The organism is Cronbergia sp. UHCC 0137 (genome assembly GCF_034932285.1).
Lineage (GTDB): Bacteria > Cyanobacteriota > Cyanobacteriia > Cyanobacteriales > Nostocaceae > Cronbergia.
Genome location: NZ_JAYGHC010000076.1, coordinates 1,680 through 22,002, shown reverse-complemented (window position 1 = coordinate 22,002; position 20,323 = coordinate 1,680). Strand labels below are relative to the sequence as shown.

Annotated in this window: 20 protein-coding genes; 9 read left to right on the top strand and 11 right to left on the bottom strand. The window is 39.0% G+C overall.

Going from position 1 to position 20,323, the window contains the following annotated elements:
- The first annotated feature begins 91 nt into the window (after positions 1-91).
- Both VB711_RS24495 and VB711_RS24490 read left to right on the top strand, forming a co-directional pair.
- Positions 92-484 carry a hypothetical protein gene (locus tag VB711_RS24495; protein ID WP_323289034.1) on the top strand — a complete coding sequence of 131 codons (393 nt, stop codon included), beginning with the start codon at positions 92-94 and terminating at the stop codon, positions 482-484.
- A gap of 7 nt (positions 485-491) precedes the next feature.
- Positions 492-2,345 carry an SUMF1/EgtB/PvdO family nonheme iron enzyme gene (locus VB711_RS24490; RefSeq protein WP_323289033.1) on the top strand — a complete coding sequence of 618 codons (1,854 nt, stop codon included), beginning with the start codon at positions 492-494 and terminating at the stop codon, positions 2,343-2,345.
- A 1,212-nt stretch (positions 2,346-3,557) separates the two neighbouring features.
- Here VB711_RS24490 and leuS read toward each other — a convergent pair.
- The 5 genes from leuS to VB711_RS24465 all read right to left on the bottom strand — a co-directional run bounded on the left by leuS (position 3,558) and on the right by VB711_RS24465 (position 10,685).
- Positions 3,558-6,137 carry a leucine--tRNA ligase gene (leuS, locus tag VB711_RS24485; protein WP_323289032.1) on the bottom strand — a complete coding sequence of 860 codons (2,580 nt, stop codon included), beginning with the start codon at positions 6,135-6,137 and terminating at the stop codon, positions 3,558-3,560.
- A 295-nt stretch (positions 6,138-6,432) separates the two neighbouring features.
- Positions 6,433-7,917 (bottom strand): restriction endonuclease, encoded by a 1,485-nt coding sequence (locus VB711_RS24480; RefSeq protein ID WP_323289029.1) that lies wholly within the window; start codon positions 7,915-7,917, stop codon positions 6,433-6,435.
- 45 nt (positions 7,918-7,962) lie between these two features.
- Complete coding sequence (locus VB711_RS24475; protein WP_323289026.1) at positions 7,963-9,045, bottom strand: site-specific DNA-methyltransferase; 1,083 nt, start codon at positions 9,043-9,045, stop codon at positions 7,963-7,965.
- A 198-nt stretch (positions 9,046-9,243) separates the two neighbouring features.
- Positions 9,244-9,816 carry an anti-sigma factor family protein gene (locus VB711_RS24470; protein ID WP_323289024.1) on the bottom strand — a complete coding sequence of 191 codons (573 nt, stop codon included), beginning with the start codon at positions 9,814-9,816 and terminating at the stop codon, positions 9,244-9,246.
- 212 nt (positions 9,817-10,028) lie between these two features.
- On the bottom strand, positions 10,029-10,685 hold the full coding sequence (locus VB711_RS24465; protein ID WP_323289022.1) for a sigma-70 family RNA polymerase sigma factor: 657 nt from the start codon (positions 10,683-10,685) through the stop codon (positions 10,029-10,031).
- Positions 10,686-11,218: 533 nt separating this feature from the next.
- Between VB711_RS24465 and VB711_RS24460 the strand changes: the two genes are divergently transcribed.
- A complete protein-coding gene (locus tag VB711_RS24460; RefSeq protein WP_323289020.1) occupies positions 11,219-12,025 on the top strand; it encodes a L,D-transpeptidase in 807 nt (268 codons plus the stop codon).
- A 78-nt stretch (positions 12,026-12,103) separates the two neighbouring features.
- Here the strand turns inward: VB711_RS24460 and VB711_RS24455 are convergent, their stop codons facing one another.
- The 3 genes from VB711_RS24455 to VB711_RS24445 all read right to left on the bottom strand — a co-directional run bounded on the left by VB711_RS24455 (position 12,104) and on the right by VB711_RS24445 (position 14,651).
- Positions 12,104-12,658: a late competence development ComFB family protein gene (locus VB711_RS24455; protein WP_323289018.1), complete on the bottom strand. Its 555-nt coding sequence runs from the start codon at positions 12,656-12,658 to the stop codon at positions 12,104-12,106.
- A gap of 363 nt (positions 12,659-13,021) precedes the next feature.
- A complete protein-coding gene (locus tag VB711_RS24450; RefSeq protein ID WP_323289015.1) occupies positions 13,022-13,939 on the bottom strand; it encodes a M23 family metallopeptidase in 918 nt (305 codons plus the stop codon).
- A 124-nt stretch (positions 13,940-14,063) separates the two neighbouring features.
- The gene (locus tag VB711_RS24445) at positions 14,064-14,651 is read right to left on the bottom strand and encodes a thylakoid membrane photosystem I accumulation factor (RefSeq protein ID WP_323289014.1); all 588 of its coding nucleotides are present in this window, start codon (positions 14,649-14,651) and stop codon (positions 14,064-14,066) included.
- 198 nt (positions 14,652-14,849) lie between these two features.
- Between VB711_RS24445 and VB711_RS24440 the strand changes: the two genes are divergently transcribed.
- From VB711_RS24440 to VB711_RS24425, 4 genes are all read left to right on the top strand, one after another.
- Positions 14,850-16,178 carry a Mur ligase family protein gene (locus VB711_RS24440; protein WP_323289013.1) on the top strand — a complete coding sequence of 443 codons (1,329 nt, stop codon included), beginning with the start codon at positions 14,850-14,852 and terminating at the stop codon, positions 16,176-16,178.
- A gap of 72 nt (positions 16,179-16,250) precedes the next feature.
- Entirely contained in the window at positions 16,251-16,499 is a 249-nt protein-coding gene (locus VB711_RS24435) for a DUF433 domain-containing protein (protein WP_323289012.1), read from the top strand.
- On the top strand, positions 16,500-16,853 hold the full coding sequence (locus VB711_RS24430) for a DUF5615 family PIN-like protein (RefSeq protein ID WP_323289011.1): 354 nt from the start codon (positions 16,500-16,502) through the stop codon (positions 16,851-16,853).
- A gap of 100 nt (positions 16,854-16,953) precedes the next feature.
- A complete protein-coding gene (locus VB711_RS24425) occupies positions 16,954-17,391 on the top strand; it encodes a DUF29 domain-containing protein (RefSeq protein WP_323289010.1) in 438 nt (145 codons plus the stop codon).
- A gap of 191 nt (positions 17,392-17,582) precedes the next feature.
- Here the strand turns inward: VB711_RS24425 and VB711_RS24420 are convergent, their stop codons facing one another.
- The 3 genes from VB711_RS24420 to VB711_RS24410 all read right to left on the bottom strand — a co-directional run bounded on the left by VB711_RS24420 (position 17,583) and on the right by VB711_RS24410 (position 18,652).
- Positions 17,583-17,816, bottom strand: a complete 234-nt coding sequence (locus tag VB711_RS24420) for a YgiT-type zinc finger protein (RefSeq protein ID WP_323289009.1) — start codon at positions 17,814-17,816, stop codon at positions 17,583-17,585.
- Positions 17,806-18,138 (bottom strand): DUF4258 domain-containing protein, encoded by a 333-nt coding sequence (locus VB711_RS24415; protein WP_323289008.1) that lies wholly within the window; start codon positions 18,136-18,138, stop codon positions 17,806-17,808. The genes VB711_RS24420 and VB711_RS24415 overlap by 11 nt, the downstream gene beginning before the upstream one ends.
- Positions 18,139-18,250: 112 nt before the next feature.
- The gene (locus VB711_RS24410) at positions 18,251-18,652 is read right to left on the bottom strand and encodes a hypothetical protein (protein ID WP_323289007.1); all 402 of its coding nucleotides are present in this window, start codon (positions 18,650-18,652) and stop codon (positions 18,251-18,253) included.
- A 135-nt stretch (positions 18,653-18,787) separates the two neighbouring features.
- Between VB711_RS24410 and VB711_RS24405 the strand changes: the two genes are divergently transcribed.
- Both VB711_RS24405 and VB711_RS24400 read left to right on the top strand, forming a co-directional pair.
- Positions 18,788-19,279, top strand: a complete 492-nt coding sequence (locus tag VB711_RS24405; protein ID WP_323289006.1) for a DinB family protein — start codon at positions 18,788-18,790, stop codon at positions 19,277-19,279.
- A 45-nt stretch (positions 19,280-19,324) separates the two neighbouring features.
- The gene (locus VB711_RS24400) at positions 19,325-20,125 is read left to right on the top strand and encodes a type 1 glutamine amidotransferase (RefSeq protein WP_323289005.1); all 801 of its coding nucleotides are present in this window, start codon (positions 19,325-19,327) and stop codon (positions 20,123-20,125) included.
- Positions 20,126-20,323 lie beyond the last annotated feature (198 nt).

Below are 20,323 nucleotides of genomic sequence, written 5' to 3'. Positions count from 1 at the left end.
AATAGAACCATGATAGATATACCTGGATAACTTCATCACAAATCACACTTTTGTGCGAAAATTGTCCAATCAGGTGTGAGGATGCAAGATAATGGACAAAAACTGGCAAGACGAAGAACTATGGATTATCACTGCAAGTAGTTCGGATAATGTCTCAAAAGAAGGGATGAAATCTGTAACAGGAAATCGAAATCCTTACAATAGTTCAACGGTTACAGACGAAGAAATAAAAAATACTCAGATGACAGCAGGGAAGTTAGAAGCGCAAATGTCCCAATTTGTGCGGGTAGTCAGTCGTTTGTTTAGTAACGTCCAAAAACAAGTCGAACCCCAAGCCCAACTTCAACTAGATGAAATTACCCTCACAGTAGAAATTGGTAGCGAAGGGGAAATTAAATTATTGGGTACTGGTGTAAAAGCTGCTGGTAAAGGCGCGATTGAGCTAAAATTTAAGCGTTCATTACCCCAATCTCCCGTAAATTGATCGCAATATGGCTAAAAATTGCGCTGTTGTCATTGGCGTTAACGAATATGACGAAATTCAGCCTCTCCAGTATGCAAAAACCGATGCAGAAAGGGTGCGCGATTATTTTTTACATAGTTTAGGTGTTCAATCAGAACAGCTATATTTTTTTTCTGATGATTCACCGCGCAACAGTTTGAGCAAGAAAACTCAACCAACTTACGGCACACTAAATAGTTTTTTTAATGATCGCTTTGAACAGCCTTTTTTAGAATCTGGGGATACCCTGTGGTTTTATTTTAGCGGTCATGGGATGCCCTACGCAGGACGAGATTATTTATTACCCATAGATGGCAATCCTCGTACTGTTCCTAATTTAGCAATTCCCATTACCTACATCACGGAACGATTGCGGCGCAGTGGTGCGGATAATATAGTTTTGTTTATTGATGCTTGTCGCAGCACTGGACAAAAAAGTGGTGGTTTGGGAATTGGTGAAGAAACACAGCAAGGTGTAATTACTTTCTTTTCCTGTAGTCCCAGTCAGGTTTCCTACGAAATCGAAGAAATTCAACAAGGTGCTTTTACTCATGTTTTACTCAATGGGTTGCAAATTCAAGGGGAAAGCAACTGCGCCACGGTTGAACGGTTGTATAACTATTTGCGCCATCAAGTTCCCCAATTGACCCAAAGGCATAAAAATTATATTCAAACTCCCTATGCTGCCATAGAACCTGCTACAAAACTGCATTATATTTTATTGCCTAAATCTGCCACTGATAGGGATATTAGTACCCTGAGAGAAGATGCTTTTCATGCTGAAATTGAAGGAAATTTTGATTTAGCTTTCCAGTTATGGGTGCGTGTGAATGTGGCCGCAGGTGGGCAAGATATGAAGGCTATTACAGCCTTTCAGCGATTAGCAAATAAACAATCTTTAAATACTATATTAGAACAGCGTCAAGCAGCAGAAGCACAGGGACAGAAAATAGCAGCAGCAAAACGCCGTGAATTAACTGTAGATTTAGGTCAAGGCATAACCATGGAACTGGTGCGCTTGCCTACGGGGAAGTTTACTATGGGAATGCCCCCGGAAGAGCGCCAAATAGCCTTAGAAAATGCCCTGAGCTATAACCTCAAGCGAGAAGATGTTGAACAATGGTTAGACTGGTCTACCCCCCAGCATGAGGTCTATCTGCAAGAGTTTTTAATGGGCAAATATACTGTCACCAATGCCCAATGGTATGCCGTGATGAAAACTAAGCCATCTGAGAAGTGTGAACCCAAATTTCAAGGGGATATGCAGCCTGTAGTTGGCGTTTCTTGGCATGAAGCACGGGCATTTTGTCAAAAGCTATCTGAACAGACTAAACGCAGCGTCAGATTGCCCACAGAGGCAGAATGGGAATACGCCTGTCGTGCTGGTACAACCACAGCCTTTGCCTTTGGGAAGACCATTACAACTGATCAAGTTAACTATGATGGTAATTATCCTTATGCTGATACCCCCAAGGGTAAATATCGAGAATGTACCGTAGATGTGGATAGTTTCACCCCCAACGCCTGGGGTTTATATCAAATGCACGGAAATGTCTGGGAATGGTGCTTAGATGAATTTCACGATAGCTATAGCGAAAAGCCAGCGCGTTTAAAAAGCAACGGTAATGAACCTTGGGTAAACAAGAAGAATTTAATAGCAAACTTGATTAATAAAATTAGTGATGAAGAAGATAATCCCGCTTATATATGTCGTAGCGGTTCTTGGTACCTCAATGCTATCGTTTGCCGTTCGGCGTGTCGTTACTGGTACGTCGCGCGTGATCAACTTAATGGTCTCGGTTTTCGGGTTGTGTTCGGGTCGTCCTCGCCAGGACTTTCTTAGCCCTCTGCTCTTTTGCCCTTTTGCCCTCTGCCCTTTCTTCTTTACCCTTGCGAGCGTCAGCGAGCTAAAATTTTTTTTCGTTGTAGAGTCTCTACAAAAGGATTAAGTAGGTGAGATGGGAAAAACCCATACGTGTCAACTTAACATGAAACTCTTGTAATGCCGTTAGATCAAACTTATTCAGTTCCTCAACAATCAAGCTCAAGAGGGGAGGGGATTAAGGGGTGGGGTAAAACGGCTGTGGGACAACGATTAGAGCCTAAATTGACACCAATGAGCAGTGCTAAACCCCTACAATACCGAACCATTGACGATCAACATCATCATTAATTTAAGCCTGAAATAACCTATTTTGGTAAGCGCGTAAAATAATTGATTTGCATAGTGCGTAAGTTCTAACATCATTAAAAATAACGGCGTTGCTGAATTGGCGTATGATTTTGGGGGTAGAGACGTTCCATGGAACGTCTCTACAAGGGTTTTGAATATATGCAAAATCATTGTCATCCCTAAAATCAGCAACGCCAAAATAACTTGTTAAAGACTTGTAACGCACATCAAATATTAATATTCCGACACTGTATAATTAAAGGTGGCTATCCTTGTTTATAAGTCTTAGAACTTATGGCACATAGCTTGGGGTTGAGTTATTAAACGTGGCGGTTCTTGGTACAACAATGCTATCAATTGCCGTTCGGCGTATCGTAACAGGAACAACGCGCGTGATCAAAATAATGATCTCGGTTTTCGGGTTGTGTTCGGGTCGTCCTCGCCAGCACTCTCTACAATCAGAATTGATAGAAGGGATTTTATCGAGCGTATATTAGAGAGTCCAAACTCAATTCCAGTGATGTAGGTGACTATATCCAAATATAAAACCGAGCCGGTTAGTTTGGTAGGGAAACCGAAGAATTGACTGGCTCAATTAATTAGATATGTCCAAAAAAGAATGTAGAGATGTTCCTCATGCAGGGATTCTCGACTCTACAAAGGTTATAAGAAGAATTATTACCAGATTTACATATATAGGAGTTACGCATTGACAGAAAATACCAAATATGTATAGTGGATAATACCTTGTCCATTTTTTGTAGGTTGGGTTGACGTAAGGAAACCCAACATCAACCAACAATAATAAATGTGTTGAGTTGCATTTCATTTAACCCACCCTACAAACTCTCTGCGCCTCTGCGTCTCTGTGAGAAACAAAAATTAACCCAAAACGAAATTCACCAACTTACCAGGAACAACGATCGCCTTCTTAATTTCTTTCCCTTCAATATAACGCTGGGCAATTTCCGACTCACGCGCATATTTCTCCAACTCCGCTTTATCGGCTTGCGAAGGTACTTGAATAGAACCGCGAGTTTTACCCATAACTTGAATTACCAAAGTAATTTCATCAGCTATCAAAGCCGCAGGGTCAAAACTTGGCCAAGTTTGTTTATGTACCGAATCTTTATTACCCAACAACTGCCATAATTCATCACCAATATGCGGTGCAAAAGGCGCTAACAAAATCACCAAAGTTTGAATCCCTTCAGCGTAAATTGGGGAATTATTACAACTTGCATCATTCAACGCATTACTTAATTTCATCAATTCCGAAATTGCGGTATTGAATTGATATTCATCTTCTACATCTTCCGTAATTGCTTGAATCGCAATATGAATTGCCCGACGCAAATCTTTTTCAACTTTACTTAATTTATCAAGTTCTGGTTTTTGCTTACAAACTCCCGCAGCAGCATAATCAGTCACTAACCGCCAAACGCGATTTAAAAAGCGGAATTGTCCCTCAACATCAGCCTCATCCCATTCCAAATCTTTCTCTGGAGGTGCTTTAAATAAAATGAACATTCTCGCCGTATCTATGCCATATTTATTGATGACATCTTCCGGGGCAACACCATTTCCTTTAGATTTAGACATGGTAGCATAGAGACGTTGTAAAGGTTCTCCTGTTTGCGGATCTACAGGATTATTAGCATCAACTAAATTAGAAGGAATCCATTTATCCTTACCACCTTTATTTGGGTTCATGTAAGTTAAACCCTGTACCATTCCCTGAGTTAATAACCGTTGAAATGGTTCATCAAAATTTAGCAAACCTCTATCACGCAATACTTTAGTGAAGAAACGCGAATATAACAAATGTAAAATTGCGTGTTCAATCCCCCCCACATATTGATCTACAGGCATCCAATCATTTACTTTCTGGAAATCAAAAACCTGATTTTCATTTTTGGCATCAGTAAAACGCAAGAAATACCACGAAGAATCAATAAAAGTATCCATTGTGTCTGTTTCCCGTTTTGCAGGAGTACCGCAAGTGGGACAAGGGACATTTACCCAACTTTCTAATTGTGCTAAAGGTGAACCACCACGTCCACTTAATTCGATTTCTTCTGGTAATTGTACAGGTAAATCTGCATCTGGTACTGGCACAATTCCACATTCAGGACAGTGAATAACAGGGATAGGTGCGCCCCAATAACGTTGTCGAGAAATCAACCAATCTCTGAGACGGTATTGTATTCTTAATTTACCAAAATTTTGTTTTTCTGCAAATTCGGTAATGGCTTTTTTCGCATCTACAGAATTTATCCCATTGAAGTCACCGGAATTAACTAAAATTCCTGCTTCTGTATAGGATGTTTTTAAAGTTTCTTCTGCACCAACTTCTGGGACAATTACTACTTTGATAGCTAAATTTTGTTCTTTGGCAAACTTGAAATCTCGCACATCATGGGCTGGTACACCCATTACCGCACCTGTACCATATTCATAGAGAACATAATCTGCAATCCATACGGGTACTTCTTCCCCAGTGAAGGGGTTAATAGCTTTCCCACCTGTAGGAATACCCCGTTTAGGTTTGTCTTCCGCAGTTCTTTCTAACTCACTTTGGTTAGTAACTTCTTTAATAAAGGCTTCTACTGCTGTTTTTTGTTCTGAAGTGGTGACAACTTGAGTTAAGGGGTGTTCTGGGGCTAATACGACGTAGCTAACACCATAAACTGTGTCGGGACGGGTAGTGTAAACGCCAATTTTTTCTTCTGACCCAACAATGGGAAATTCTAGATAAGCACCTGTGGATTTACCTATCCAGTTAGCCTGCATTAATTTAACTCGTTCTGGCCAACCTGTTAATTTTTCTAAATCATTTAATAATTCTTCGGCGTAATCGGTAATCTTGAAAAACCATTGACGTAATAATTTACGTTCAACTATTGCACCACTACGCCAAGAACGTCCTTCATTATCAACTTGTTCGTTTGCTAATACGGTTTGGTCAATGGGGTCCCAGTTAACTGCGGCTTCTCTTTGATAAGCTAAACCTGCTTGTAAAAATTGCAGAAAAATCCATTGAGTCCATTTGTAATAATCTGGGGAACAAGTAGCAACTTCACATTCCCAATCTAAGGATAAACCCAGACGTTGTAATTGTTGCCGCATCTGGGCGATATTTTGATATGTCCATTTGGCAGGGGGTACACCTCTATCAATGGCGGCGTTTTCTGCGGGTAATCCAAAAGCATCCCAACCCATTGGATGTAATACCCGATACCCTTGCATTCTCTTGAGGCGGGCGATTACATCTGTAATTGTGTAGTTACGAACGTGACCCATGTGTAGACTACCAGATGGGTAAGGGAACATGGAAAGGGCGTAGAATTTAGGCTTGTTTTGATCTTGAGGTGTTTTATCTAAGCCAAGTTCTGACCATGTTTTTTGCCATTTTTCCTCAATTGCGGCTGGTTGGTATGACGTTTTTTGGGGGGACTCCACAATTAAAACTCCTATATTGTTTATCTATTGCTTTTCGCTATTGTGGCATAATCTAGACTGCCCCTAAAGCTATTAAGTTTTTTAGTAAATAAAATTCTCATTTTGCTGGTGTTCTACTTACTCAATCAGTTTTTTTCTTAACTTTAATAAAATATGAGTATCCTCCATTTTAATGGTTTTATTAGAGATATTATTTATACACCTTGTCTTATCCCAAAACTTGAAACTTATGCAATAGATAATTTTAAAATTAATTATGCTAAGGCATCTGGAATAATTACTTTAGGGTTAGTTCTCAACTGTTATAATCTATTTCATCTTCGATAGCTTCTATTGCTTCAGCCATCAAATCTTGTTCCTGTTCAATTTCATTTAACTCTTCATCAGATACATCAAGTTCTTTCTTCGCAAAGACTCGCCTAGCCTTTCTGTCGAAAATTTCAACAATATTTGTTTTATCCTTTTTAATTGCTTCAATATCATCTTTTTGTAACAAAATCATATAATAGCGGGATACTTCCATCATTCTGTATGCATACTGATAAGCATCCCTTGTAAACTCGCCAGTTGTTACAACCATTACCACGTCTGCCCCTGTAACAAATGTCAGCCCGATTTCTTTGGCTAAGACATCAGTATCAACCTTATTTGTATTTTTGCATTGAATCTGCCACCGACTATAAACAAATCTGTCTGAAGCTGCTAAAACATCTACTTCTCCTTTACCTGTTTCTCTATTACGCCATTTTGTGAAACGCAGACTGGTTAGGCGTATCATCCAGACTGCCAGAAGTTCTAACGCTTTGCCTTTAATATGTTTATCTGGGTGATTTAATTCATTTACAACATCATCAAAGGTGCGGTTGAGTTCAATTTCCGAAAGCCTTGTTTCATTAGCAATTGATTTTAGAAGGGGTGCTAATAGTTCAGATTGGGCTTTATTGGTCAATCTGACTTTATTTGATTTAGCTCCTCTGCCACCTGTGGTTTTTTCTGTTTCTATTAAACCCAGACTTGCAAGAGGTTTAATAACATCCTTGACTAAATTTTTAGTTGTCAGTCTTAATTTATAAATACTTCTGGTATGTTGGGCAACTTTATTAGCTGGTATAAGTTCTTTCACATCAAGATTCAGCAGACTCAGCAGAAAATGTTTTTGTTCAGGTGTCAGGGTATAAAGCTCGTCGATAAAATCTTTGTTGATGCCTAGAATTTCTGAAACAATATCCCAGTTTATTTCGTATTCCCGTTCAAAAACACCTGCCTGGGACAACCAACTTCTCATAGTACTTGTGTAAGTGCCGCTAGGTGATATGGTATATCCCCTTTCCTGTAATTCATAGGCTATTGGCTCCAGTTGTGCTTCTTCTCCTCTAGCATTAACTGCATCAATAGCTTTTAATAAAGCCATACCTGACAAATTATTTAATATGTGCGCTGCAAATCTTTGATTTACAAATGAAGTATTGTCAGCATTAGCTAAAATTTCTTTAGCAAGAGAAGTAAGTTGATATTGGCGTGGCTGTTCCAAGTCCTCAATCAGCTGATAAGCTCTGAGGGATAAGAAACAGTTCATTGACAATATGCTGATATTTTTTGCAGATTGTATAGATGAAGCCTGTTGAGAATGTTTGGAAAAATAACGTTGGCCAATATTAACTTCCAGTGTATCCCTACTTGGTTGACACTCTTTGCATAACTCCAAAATTTCGACTAAAGAAAATTTAGTTGGCTCAAACTGATCTCCGTAAGTAAATTTCTTTAATTTTTTAGACTCCATTCCATAATTTCCTTAAAATATCTAATTAATTTGATAGTGCCTTTTTCAAAAAAGTCCTAACTGTACTGACTGGTTCTTATCAGCATTTTCTATTGCTATTGATGGTAAATCTGCTGGAGGTTCAACAACCAAAGGAGCATTTTCTTCAAATCTCAGTTTTGAGCTTCTGATGTAGTTTTCATCAATCTCAAAAGCTAACCAGCGTCTTTGTAAAGTTTCTGCAACTCGACCTGTCATATTAGAACCAGCAAAAGGTTCTAAAACAATATCGCCTGGTTCTGTACAAAGGTTGATGACAAACTCTGGTAAAGCTTGAGGGAATCTTGCTGGATGTGGTTTAAAACTTTCTTCTTTACAACGTTTTTGATAATAATCGTTAGAAGCAGTATTTGATGCAGAAATTATATTGACAGATTGAACTAAATTTTCAGATAATTTTTCTTCTATGAGAATTGGTTGTCCTATTTCTTCTTTACCTATACTACAACGTCCATCAATAATATTCGGAGGGATAGCCCCTCCTCGGTCGTTTCCAAATTTATTAGAAATGTCATGACCTGAAGGTCTGACTTTGGGTTTATACCCATTCTTCAGAAGGTTTTTCATTGCATCACTATAAGGCTTTAAAACTCTTCTATTATTAGCTTTAGGATGCGGTTCTTTAGACAGCCACCAAATTGTATTTACCGAATCTTTAACTCTTTCTCTGCGAACTGTTACCCATTCGGCAGGAGTGGGTAGTTTTGCTGGATTATACCAATACAATTCTTGTGCCAGATAAAATCCAAGCCCACCTTTTTCTTTTGCTTTGCACAAAGCCACAACCAGTTCAAAATGATAAAGTGAACGAACTGGCATCCCTTTAATCCAACTGCCACCAATATCAATAACCAGTGAGCCTGTTGGTTTAAGAATACGGTAAAACTGTACCGCATAATCTTTAAACCATTCAACATATTCATCTGCATCAACATTTCCGTATTCTTTTTTACGAACCAGTGCAAATGGTGGAGAGGTGCAAATTAGATCGATACTTTCGTTGGGAATACTTGCCATTAATTCTAGGCTGTTTCCCAAATAAGCAGCACCAAATTTTGTTTCGTAGTAAGGGTTGCAATTAAGTTTCATCTAAATTTTGTTATTACAATTGTAAAGTCTATGAAGACAGTGCCATCTATAAAAGTATAAGTTTTTGATATGTTTAGATGTTCTAATTATGGTAGTGATAAAGAAGTAGTGATTTTTATCTTTTCTATCTTTATACAAAGTGGGTTACACCAACTTGCATCACTACTTCTACAGGACTACTCTGTGTCTTGTCTTTAGTTAATTGATCTCGGATTTTATGCCTTCTATCGGCGTTTTAAACTGATTAATTGGCTGTTTTGGAGATGCTACGGCTGTTTTGGGAATTTCAATTACTGGATTATTGATGGCTACCATCAACGGTGAAGTCGAGATAACTGACTTGATTGTGTCCGTTGTTGGTTTTATCTGTTGTTGTGCCAGTTGCAAGGTTTTAGAATCGCTACCTGGTAGTAAACCAGATATTGTGCCAATTGCACAAGCAGCTAGAGCCGCTCCCCCTAATAACCATTTTAACTTGTCACGACGCTGCAAACGTGCTAATACTTCGTCGGCTGTTTTTCGTGGTGACTGTTCTGCTGCTGGTATTGGCATTGTTGTCAAGCCTTGTCGGAGCTTTAATAATCGCCCATACAAACGCTTAACTGAGGGATCGCTTACTAGCCATTCCTCTACCTGTCTACGTTCGACAGCCGTAATCTCACCATCGAGGTAAGCACTCAATAACTCGAAGCGGTCGGCTTCGCTGCGCCCTGGGGCATCGCGCTTCACCATATCCATTATACCCGTTGATTCTTTGGTAGGTTTCACCATCCCTTATGCTTCGCAATGCTGACGCTAAGGCGACTGGGATGGAGTAAGGAATATAACAATCCGTGTTTATTGTAACATGATTATTAAATCATTCACGGGTAAACACAGCGGATTTTTAGGAGAGTTTCAGCAATCTTTTCTTAAATGGTGGGGCAAATTGATATTTGCTAGATGATGCTATGCTGAATATTTTTGAGATTTGAGGAAGAAGATTAGGTGTCTAAATAACCTTGCAACTGGCTTTGTAATCTGGATCTAGCCCTGGCTATTCTCGATTTTACGGTTCCTAGTGAAACGCCGGTAATTTCGGCTATTTCTTCGTAGGCCATGCCTTCGATTTCTCTCAGGACTATTGTAGTACGAAATACTTCAGGCAAATCAGCGATCGCATCTCGCAGTTGTTCGTAAAATTCTCTAGTGGTCAGTTCTTCTTCTGGTCCTGGTGTATCGCCTGCAATATCCCAATCCATCTCGCCGTCGTCTACCGTGCGGGGAGCATCTAACGAGAGGGGACTGGCGAAACGTTTACGTTTTCGCAACTCGTCGTAAAACAAGTTGGTGGCAATGCGGCTTAACCAGCCACGAAATTTCGGAGGTTCTTGCAATCGGTTGATATTCCGATAGACGCGAATCCACACTTCTTGAGCCAAATCTGCTCTATCAGTCCAATCAGGTGCCAGGTGATATAAAACCCGATCAACCTGAGTCTGATAGCGCCGTAGTAGTTCTGCAAATGCAGCACGGTCTGGGCGCAGTCCAGTTTGACAGCGCAAAATGAGATCGTGATTTGAGAGTTTGTCAACTTGCACCGATGCTTCAGAATATGTTGCACCTACAGTTGACCAGGATACAGTAATCGCTTGACTCATAGATCGTACTGGCTTTAAATCATCCCCAGTTTTTTTGACGAGTCAATTCTTGATAAGTTCCTGAGTCGGGGTTTAACGTAGAAACATGAGGTTAACAAGGGCATTGGTGGGACTTGTCTGTTCAAAATTCCAACAGTATAGAGACGTTCCATGGAACGTCTCTACAAGGATTCTGGAAAACCTATATTCAAATTCGGTCGATGTCTATTAGCGATCGCCATTTCTCAAAAATTATATTGAGATTGTTACCTGTAAAATTAGGGTGGGTTGGCTGTGGCAATTTTTTGTAATAAACTGGTAAAAATGTAATTGTTGATCCTGGCAATACAGTTTTTTCATGGAATTTCCCTTTTAGTACCCGATCAAACTACATCTGGAGATTTATCTGAAAACAAGTCCTGACTACCCCAATTTCTGGAAGAGTATAAGTAGATGCATTAAGAAACAGATAATTTTTGATAAATTTTTAGTGAATTGGCTACTCTTAACAAGCCCTTTAGTTAGTCAGATATGTCAGGGATAAATAATAAGCTATGGCAATGGCAAGAAATCAATCTGTAGCGAGTATGGTGATGTTGCTCTGTTTTGGGACGGCAACTTTATCTCTGGCTGTCCATTGGCACTCTCAGACAATGACAAAGCAGATAATTCCCCCGGATTCCCAGATTTTAAGACCATCTCAAAGCAGCAGCCTAGAGTCAGGTGATAATAATACTTTATCAGTAGGAATTGGCAATGTGGCTTTAGGTGCGCCTGTTCCTCCTGTTTCTAAAAAGTCCTCTGTTACTAAAACTCGTCAAGAGAAAAAACCACAAAAAAATGTAGCTAGTAAAATCCCTCAAGTTAATAAATTGGTAGGACAAGAACCAGTACAGGAAAAGACTGGGAACAAGTTTCCTCAAAAACTTTTATCTGGGTTTTTACCTAAGCCAGCAAATGATTCTGTATCTAATCCGACGCAGTTAGTAGTTGATTTGAGCGATCGCCGTGTCTATGTATATCGCTATGATGAGGTGATAGCAAGTTATCCGGTTGCAGTAGGTAAGGAAGGTTGGGAAACACCCACTGGTACTTTCCAGGTGATGCACAAACAACTAGATCCAATTTGGCAACATCCGATTACTGGTAAGATATTTGAGGCTGGTACTGATAGTCCTTTAGGCGATCGCTGGATTGGGTTTTGGTCTGATGGACGCAATGAAATCGGCTTTCACGGTACACCCAATGTTGATTTATTAGGAGATGCTGTTTCTCATGGTTGTCTGAGAATGCGTAATACTGATGTTCGGATGTTGTACGATCAAGTGCAGTTAGGAACTTCCGTATTAGTGCGAAGTTGAAGGGTACAGGGAGTAGAGTCCGTTGAAGCGGGCAAGATGCCCGCACTACGAAAACTGTGCTTTATTGGCTGATTTAGTTTAGATGGGTTTTAGGTTATTTGATTTTTGCTCAAAATTAGGTGCATAAACTTGGAGTAAGTTACTAACCTGTTGCAGAACTTCATTCCCTGTATTTTTAGTGGAAACGGGAGTTTTGTTATCATTAGGCTGGTTGAGGTTAAGGCTAATAGCTTCGTTGACTTGCTGAGAAATGAAGTCGTGAAGTTCAGTTTTAGCTCGTTGACGCTGGTAGTTAGCACCTTCTTCTGTGGTTGCGTACAAGGGTGGAAGACGGTTAAGAGCGTAAGCTGCTATGTCTCCTACATCTAGAGTAGTGTCACTGGTAGCTTCAATTTCAGTGATTCGAGCGATCGCTTCTGTAAGTACCAACTCTTCCATCACGTTAATAAATTGTTTTCTAGGTACTGCTACTACTTCACCGGTCAATAATGCACCCATTAAACGATCTAGCGCCATGTACTCTTCTATTGAGAGTTCTGAGGCATTATCACAGATCCTTCCAACTTCTACTTCCATTGTTGGTGTTAAATAACCATCCTGGAGAGCTTGCTCTACAATTTTTTCAATACTCATAATCTTAATCATTCAGTTTAACTTACTTAATGGGTAGATGATCAGCAATTCACAATCAAAGAACTGGATTAATTATGGTAAATATGTCGTTAAATAGGACACGGCTTACCAAATTAATTCACTGTTGCTAACTATTGGTTTTCCTTATTAGACATTGACCAAATTTAAATCAATCGCCAAGGTGGTTAGGACATAAATTGTTAGCGCAGGTTGAAGTAAGCCATTGATAAAACTCGTTTCACAACAGGGTTTTACTCCTGACTCCTGACTCCTGACTCCTGACTCCTGCTATAAATGTACATTTTCCAAAACTTTTATAGAGACATTCTACTAGAACGCCTCTATTTTGTTTTTCAAAAATGACTATTTCATAACCTGAGTCTGCCAAGGTTTTGGATCGATTGATTGTCCGTTGACGTATAGACCCCAGTGGAGGTGCGGCCCTGTGGAAGCGCCGGTAGAACCAACTGTCCCAATCAATTGACCAGCTTTAACAAAATCACCTTCTTTGACGTTAATACGACTGAGGTGCATGAAAATACTGGTTACTCCTTGACCGTGGTCAACACCAACTAGATTACCATGAACTCGGAAACCTTGAGATACTGTTCCAACTAAAGCAACTTTTCCGTCCGCTGGGGCAATTACGGCTGAACCGGCAGCGCCAGCATAGTCTAAGCCGCGATGGTAGTAGTCATTAGCAAATTTACCATTATAGTAGCGCCGTACACCATAGGTAGTGGTCATTCGTCCTTTATTTGGTTTGAGGAAGACTCCATTCCAATATTTTTCTGGTGTTTGTAGTTTTTTAAAGGCTGCAACTTGCTGAAGTTCGTGTTCTGTGGCTTTAACTCCGGCTTTACCGGGGGGTAGATTAATGCGTTGGGTGGGGAATTGGCGATCGCGTACCCATACGGCTATGTTTCTTTGTTTACCATCTTTAGTAATTTGAAATTTCCTCACTCCGGGTTTTTCTAGGGGAGTTGTGGGAATAAATGCACGGTATTTATTCGGGGCTATGGAAAATGCTGGATATGTTTTCTCTCCAATTGTTAGTATGGGACTACTAGGATTCTGTTGATTATCAACATCAATTTCTACTGAGATTGTATCCCCCAATTGAGGATTTTTAGGGGTGATTTGAAATTCTAAAGCTGCTGCTGGTAATGGGAAAACCATAGGCACAGCGACAAATGTGGCTATTAATATCTTAGTTGTTTTGCTAATTCCAAGACACGGCAACTGGTTCTGCCGATTAATGGTGTGGGTTTGGAGAGTCATAATGTACCACAGATGGAAGGGTAATTCAACACAGATGAAAGTAAATTCAAGCGGATAAATGGATCGATTCCAGATTATTTTTGTGGTGGGTTTAATCGAAAACTGCTCTATAATAGCCGTTTCCTCAGTTTAATTCACTACTAAACTCATTAAATGAACGTCGTTTTAATGGTACAGATTCGGTACGGGGTAATAAATTGAAAATTTGCCGAAATTTGTCATCTATTTCTTCAAAAGGAACTTGACCTTGTTTGTTCAAAACGACTTCACCGGACTGGTTAAATACCAACACTTGCGGTACAGCCCCTTGGTAGTAGTATCCTGGTTCTGTGGGGTCGTAAGTTTCCTTGACGGGAATGGTATCAACACCAATGGGGATAATTTCCGCTACACGTCCGTAAAATGCCTGTACTTGGGAAATAGCGATCGCATACTCTTTGCAATCGGTGCTATCATCCACATAAAATGCTAAAAATACTGGTTTGTGTGCTGCTAAAGCCTGTCCTAATGTCTGTTTGGAAGGAACTAAGGAACCATTACCAGCATAAATGACAAAAATATTCCCATCATAGCTATCTTCTTTTAACCCAGCCAATGCCGGCTGCACACTTACCAAAAATAAACAAACAAGCAACAATAAGCATTTAGAAACTAACCGCCAACCATTAGCAATTATTTTAATTTGTAAAAAGAGCCACTTTATGCTATTCATCAACAAGAACCTATCAAGTTACTAATTTTTAAGGGAACAAAAAACAGAGAACAGCGTTGAAAGTCTTTTGGTGTCTAAGTTTTCTCATCACTGTATGTTCTGGTCTATCTGGCAACTGCTATAATTACATCCACGCACTATCCTTTAAGATAACTCTTTAGGAATAAAAAATTAAACATTAAAAGTTAAACATCTAAAATGAATAACCTATTAAATAGACTGAGACTCGGTTTAGCTGTATCCATAGCCAAAAGTATAACATTTTCAGTGCGCTTTCTCCGTTTAGGTGCTGCTAGTGTTTTACCAGGGTCGATTGCGCGACGTATTGAACCGCAAATTTTGGCTTTACTGAGTCAGCAAGTCAAAAATGGGGTGATCATTATTGCCGGGACTAACGGCAAAACTACCACAGCTTTGTTATTATACAGTATTTTACAACGTCAAGGATACCGGGTTTGTCATAATTCTACTGGTGCAAATTTAGAAAATGGTTTGGCTACGGCTTTAATTGAAAGCAGTAATTTACTAGGTTCTCTAAATATTGATTACGCTATTTTAGAAGTTGACGAAAATATTGTTCCCAAAGTTTTAAAACCTCTCCAACCTCGTGTGATTTTGTGTTTAAATTTGTTTCGTGATCAACTGGATAGATATGGTGAAGTTGACACAATTAGCAAACGCTGGACAAAGGTTATTTCTACTTTACCAGAAAGAACGGTAGTTATCCCCAATGCTGATGATCCAACTTTATCAAATCTCGGTCAGCAATTACCTCAAAAAGTCTTATTCTTTGGATTAAATGAACCGGAACACTATTTAGAAGCAATTCCTCACGCTGTTGATTCCATTTATTGTCCTAGATGTGGACATTCCCTTGATTACCAAGGTGTTTACCTGTCTCATCTGGGAGATTTTACCTGTCCTAGTTGTGGTTTTAGTAAGAGTAAACCTGCTTTAGAAAGTAGGGAATGGGGACAAATTCTCGTCGGCTTATACAACAAATATAACACTTTGGCTGCCGCTACAGCCGCCATAGAATTGGGTGTTAATAAAGCAATAATTGAGGATACTATCAATAATTTTCAAGCTGCTTTTGGTCGTGCTGAAGATTTGGTTATTGACGGTAAACGGGTGAGAATTTTATTATCTAAAAATCCCGTGGGGACAAATGAAACTATTCGTGTCGTAACTCAAAGTACAGATAAAACAACTTTATTAGTTTTAAACGATCGCACTCCCGATGGTACTGATGTATCATGGATTTGGGACGTAGACACAGAAAAACTGGTAGAACGGGGGGGAACGTTGGTGGTGAGTGGCGATCGCGTGTATGATATGGCCTTACGTCTGCGTTATAGTCAAAAATCTATCCACAGTGATATTAAGTTGATTGTAGAGGAAAATTTGCCGAGAGCGATCGCTATTGCCTTAGAACATACACCAACCGACGAAACCCTACACATTTTACCCACCTATTCTGCCATGTTAGAAGTGCGAGAAGTTTTAACTGGTCGGAAAATTCTTTAAAGGTGCAAAAATGAACAAATCTGTTATCGTAGCCTAAAATAATAATATCTGTACTGTAACTACTTTATTATTATGATAGATAAAAAATTACTCAACCGTATTACTACAAATCCGAAAATAATGGTTGGAAAACCGACAATTAAAGGCACTCGTTTAACAGTCGAGTATATTCTTAATCTCCTTGCACAAGGGGTAGCAATCTCAGAAATACTTGAAGAATATCAAGGTCTAGAAGAAGCAGATATTAGAGCTTGTTTATTATTTGCATCTCGTTCTCTAGAAAGTACAAGTTTTATGCCTTTGACTGCGGAGATTGCCTAGATGCGATTTTTGGTAGATGAAAATGCAGGTGTTTTTGTTGCTCATTGGTTACGTGAAAAAGGTTATGAAGTTTTCTCAGTTTATGAACAAGCACGAGGAATAGATGATGACACAATTATTCAAAAAGCTTTTGATGAAAACTGGATTTTGATCACTAGCGACAAAGATTTTGGTGAGAAAGTTTATCGGGATCAATATCCACATCGAGGTGTGATTCTTCTACGTTTAGAAAATGACCGTTATACAAATAAAATCCATATTTTACAACAGGTATTAGAGAAGTATATAGAAAAGTTAGTGGATAATTTTGTAGTAGTTACTGAGACTAAGATTAGATTTGCCACAACACAATAAAAAATATAACGGGTGAGGTGGGTTGTAGTTCGGTAATACACCAATAAGTACAAAAAATGTGCGTTACGAATCGGTCGGAAAATTCTTTAAAGGTGCAAAAATGAACACCTCTCAAAACTATGGAACAGACTTCCATGCTTGGACTCAAGAACAGGTTAGTTTACTCAAAGATCAAAAATGGGATAAATTAGACACTGTTAACCTGATTGAAGAAATCGAAACTTTGGGGAGAAAAGAACGACAAGAACTCAGAAACAGACTAGCGGTTTTATTAGCACATCTATTAAAATGGCAATTTCAAGGAGAAAAACGCAGTAGTAGTTGGTTGAGTACCATTCGTGAACAACGTATTCAAATCAAACTGCTTTTAGAAGATAGTCCCAGCTTGAAACCTTATTTAGATGAGATTTTTTTAACTGCTTATGAATTAGGTTTAGCCTTAGCGATTCGGGAAACCAAATTAAATGAACAAGTGTTTCCAGAAATATGTCATTACACAGCACAAGAAACTCTCAATTCGGCTTTTTTTCCTGAATAAATATGTTAAGATTAAACCGCATCTAGTCTGAGAATCGTAGTTTTTTACCGAGATTCTGAGATTGCTTCCTTACGTCGCAATGACACAACAGGATCATTAAAACTTTCAGGTTTCAACATGGATGAGGTTTAAGATACTCAACTTCTAAAGAAGCTAAGGATATTGTTGTTCAAATAATAGCTTAAAAATTGTTATGCTGCGCTGTTTGAATAGTTGTATACAGGAACTTGAATAAAATGGTCGGGTTCTTTTCTATCTAAAATTGTCTGTTGTAAACGTTCTACGGTCGAAGCAGAGAAAAATTGCTCCCCTGTTTCTTCATTTACACGAGCAGGTACGTTCTCAATTATAACAATTGTGCCGTTTAGATTTAAGGCGTATGTTACCTGCTTTTCAACCAGTGTTTCTTGCGAATCAATTGTCATTTTTACTAAGCCTCCTTTGCGTAAAGTTATCATTCCATTGTTGTAGATCAGGTTGATACACCGTAATAATTTTGATGAATGGACGAGAGGGATAACTACACTGAATGTGAATAGGACGTTGTGCTTCTGTCAAACCGCAAATTAGACAACTCGCTCCATACTTGTCGTCTGGGTATTCCTCAATTACTTGACCGTTTGCAATTGTCTCCCTAATTTCTTGAACTCGAATTTGTCGCAAGATAGATTGGTCAACAGCGTGCTTAGAAAACTCAAACTGATTTTCAGCAACTTTACGACGTATATCTATAATTAATGTGGTCATTCAACTATCATATCAGGAAACAATGCTATTGAACCGCTAGTAAAGATACTTGTAAAGTTGGGTTGCGCTTTCGCTTAACCCAACCTACGGAATTAAAGGTTTTTGACTAAGCTTATTGTAATTTTACCGCAGCACGTTGGAGAGGTAAAACTTCCTCTAAAGACATTTCATGGTCGGCTGTAATATGACTATTACAACAAATTGTACTAAAGAAAACAGGCTGACCAACAACCTCTGAAAAATGCTTTTCTAGTAATAACCGCGAAGTTATATCACCCAATAAATCACCTAAATCTTTTGTTAATTGATCTTTATCATCACGGTGAACCATTCTAAACTTGAAATTGGTTTCCCCTACTAACATTCTGATTGCAGAATCAAACTCATGTGCTTTACCCTGAACATAAGCAAAAGCTTGTTCTTCTAAAAAATTCCAAGCCTCTGGAAAAATCTCCCGAATCTTTTCGAGATGATTTTCTGTTTGGTAGACCAAAGTTGCAGTTTTACAATCCATATATTAATGTAGTTAATTGTAGAATACACCCAAATTTTCCTGTAATTTCCACAAAAACAGTAAAATTTAACGCCAAGCTCCTTAAAAGATTATTACCAGAAAATCAAAATAAAACTGTTACTAACAATACAAAATATGCTGATTTCACATTTTCAGATGTTAGCGCGTTATAATAGCCTAGCGAATAGTCGATTGTATGGGGTCTGTTCCCAGCTTGGTGATGCAGAAAGGAAGCAGATTAGACCAGCATTTTTCAAAAGCATACATGGAACATTAAACCATATTATGGTAGGCGATCGCATTTGGATGGGAAGGTTCACAGGTCAAGAAATGTCATCGACAGGACTTGATGCTATTCTTTATGATGATTTTGAAGAACTAAGTGCAGCGCGGATATGGGAAGATAATCGCATTGAACAATTTACCCTGAACTTAAATCAAGATTTTGTGATAGGAAACATTACCTATACCAATAGCCAAAGAAAAAGTTATAGTGATCCAGTAGAAATCTTATTGACACATTTCTTTAATCATCAAACTCACCACCGGGGACAAATTCACGATATGCTAACCCAAACTAACATTATCCCCCCAGTTCTAGATATGCACCGGATTTTGCGACCATAGATAGGTGAATTTAATTTGTATTTTGTATTTTTTGATTGAGGTTTTATGAGTTCTGCACAGATGGAAATTATTATTGGTTGGTTATATCCGCAGTTAATGAGTACCTATGGCGATCGCGGTAATGTTATAACTATAGAACGTCGCGCTCAATGGCGAGGATATAATGTTAAAGTTGTACCTTTAGACCAAAATTCCAGCCCGGAAAATATCAAATCAGTTGATGTTATAGTGGGTGGAGGCGCACAAGACCGTCAGCAAGAAATTGTCATGCGGGACTTGCAAGGAGCAAAAGCTGATGCAATGCGTGATAAAATCGAAAATGGTACACCAGGAGTATTTACCTGTGGTTCTCCCCAACTGCTAGGACATTATTATGAACCGGGGTTAGGTCAGAGAATCGAAGGTTTAGGAATACTCGATTTAGTTTCTATTCATCCTGGAGAAAACACCAAACGCTGTATTGGTAATTTGGTAATTGAAGTCACAGCTTCACGTTTAGCGCAAGAATTGGAAGCAATGACGGGAACGAAACCCTATTTAGTCGGTTTTGAAAATCACGGTGGACGGACTAAATTAGGAAAGGTGGAAGCCTTGGGACGTGTGGTGTACGGTTTGGGTAATAATGGTGAAGATGGGACAGAAGGAGCATTTTATCAAAATGCTATAGCGACATATTCTCACGGTCCTTTGTTACCTAAAAATCCCTTTGTCGCAGATTGGTTAATTCAAACAGCATTGCGGTTAAAATATCAAGAAGAAATTCAACTTGCACCTTTAGATGATGAGTTAGCAATGCAAGGAAGGGAAGCCATGTTTAAGCGATTGAAGGTAAATTTGTCTAGGTAAAACAATTCTCTAGGAGTTACGCATTAATAGAATCTATTAGATTCTATCTTTTGTAGGGTGCGTCAGACCCAATAATTTAGCGCAAAACAGATGTTCTCTATCTGACGCACCGCATTAATATGTGATTCCCAAAGCCTGAAACCAAGTAATTTCGTTCATACATATCATCTGCATTTTGTACAGTTCGTAAGTCGTACA